This is a genomic window from Paucibacter sp. PLA-PC-4 (assembly GCF_026241155.1).
Classification (GTDB): domain Bacteria; phylum Pseudomonadota; class Gammaproteobacteria; order Burkholderiales; family Burkholderiaceae_C; genus Roseateles_E.
In genome coordinates this window covers 1-2,122 of record NZ_JAPFGP010000048.1, presented here as the reverse complement: position 1 = coordinate 2,122, position 2,122 = coordinate 1, and the positions used below count along the sequence as shown (strand labels likewise).

Sequence of the window (2,122 nt, the reverse complement as noted above, 5' to 3'; positions counted from 1 at the left end):
CAGGGCAAGGACCTCGGCAAGGACGACGCGAAGCCGCAGGAGGTGCAGTGGCATGCCAAGGCCCCCGAGGGCAAGCTGGACCTGCTGGTCACGCTGGACTTCCGCATGAGCACGACCTGCCTCTACTCGGACATCGTGCTGCCGACCGCCACCTGGTATGAGAAGAACGATCTCAACACCAGCGATATGCACCCCTTCATTCACCCCCTGTCCACGGCGGTGGATCCGGCCTGGCAGGCAAAGAGCGACTGGGAGATCTACAAGGGCTTCGCGAAGAAGTTCAGCGAACTCTGCGTCGGCCATCTGGGCGTCGAAAAGGAGCTGGTGCTGACCCCGCTGATGCACGACAGCCCGGCCGAGTTGGCCCAGCCCTTCGGCGTGTCCGAATGGAAGAAGGGGCAGTGCGAGCTGATCCCCGGCAAGACCGCGCCGCAGATCGCCGTGGTCGAGCGCGACTACCCCAATCTCTACAAGCGCTTCACCGCACTGGGCCCCTTGATGAACAAGGTGGGCAATGGCGGCAAAGGCATCGGTTGGGACACCAAGACCGAGGTCGAGCAGCTGGGGGACCTGAACGGCCGGGTGCGCGATGAGGGCGTGACCCAGGGCATGCCCAGGATAGAGACCGATATCGATGCCACCGAAGTGGTGCTGTCGCTGGCACCCGAGACCAATGGCCATGTGGCCGTCAAGGCCTGGGAGGCATTGGGCAAGCAGACCGGCCGCGACCACACCCACCTGGCCCTGCACCGCGAGGACGAGAAGATCCGCTTCCGCGATATACAGGCGCAGCCGCGCAAGATCATCTCCAGCCCCACCTGGTCGGGTCTGGAGAGCGAGAAGGTCAGCTACAACGCCGGCTACACCAATGTGCATGAACTGATCCCATGGCGCACGCTGACGGGCCGCCAGCAGTTCTACCAGGACCACCCCTGGATGCAGGCCTTCGGCGAGGGCTTCACGAGCTACCGCCCGCCGGTCGATCTGAAGACCCTGGTGGAGGTGCAGGGCATAAAGCCCAACGGGAACAAGGAAATCGCGCTCAACTTCATCACGCCGCACCAGAAATGGGGCATCCACTCGACGTACAGCGACAACATCATGATGCTGACGCTCAACCGCGGCGGCTCGGTGATCTGGCTCAGCGAGGACGACGCCCGGAGTGCCGGCATCGTCGACAACGACTGGGTCGAGCTGTTCAATGCCAACGGCGCCATCGCGGCCCGCGCGGTGGTCAGCCAGCGGGTCAAGAACGGCATGGTGATGATGTACCACTCGCAGGAAAAAATCATCAACACGCCGGGCTCCGAGATCACCGGCACGCGTGGCGGCATCCACAACTCGGTGACACGCATCGTCACCAAGCCGACCCACATGATCGGCGGCTACGCCCAGCTGAGCTACGGCTTTAACTACTACGGGACCATCGGCACCAACCGGGATGAATTCGTGCTGGTGCGCAAGATGTCCAAGATCGACTGGATGGACGACGAACTCGCCGCCACCGAAGGAGAACACGTATGAAGATCCGCGCCCAAATCGGCATGGTGCTGAACCTAGACAAGTGCATCGGTTGCCACACCTGCTCGGTCACCTGCAAGAACGTCTGGACGAACCGGCCGGGCATGGAATACGCCTGGTTTAACAACGTGGAGTCCAAGCCCGGTATCGGTTACCCGAAGGAATGGGAGAACCAGGAACGTTGGAACGGCGGCTGGATCCGCAAGGCCAACGGCCAGATCGAGCCGCGCCAGGGCGGCAAGTGGAAACTCCTGATGCGGATCTTCGCCAACCCGAACCTGCCGCAGATCGACGATTACTACGAGCCCTTCACCTTCGACTACGACCATTTGCAGTCGGCCCCCAAGAGTAAGGCACCACCGACGGCCCGCCCGCGCAGCCTGATCACCGGTCAGCGCATGCAGAAGATCGAGTGGGGCCCCAATTGGGAGGAGATCCTCGGCGGCGAATTCGCCAAGCGCAGCAAGGACATCAACTTCGAACAGGTTCAAAAGGACATCTACGGCCAGTTCGAGAATACCTTCATGATGTACCTGCCCCGGCTGTGCGAGCACTGCCTGAACCCGGCCTGTGTGGCCTCCTGCCCCTCGGGCTCGATCTA

At 62.3% G+C, this 2,122-nt stretch carries 2 protein-coding genes; both read left to right on the top strand.

What is annotated here, in order from left to right:
- Positions 1 to 1,524: molybdopterin dinucleotide binding domain-containing protein (locus tag OOZ63_RS28780; RefSeq protein WP_266009303.1), on the top strand; the 1,524-nt coding region annotated here is incomplete at its 5' end.
- Positions 1,521 to 2,122 (top strand): 4Fe-4S dicluster domain-containing protein (locus OOZ63_RS28775; protein WP_266009301.1); only part of this gene is annotated, 602 nt, incomplete at its 3' end. The genes OOZ63_RS28780 and OOZ63_RS28775, both read left to right, overlap by 4 nt.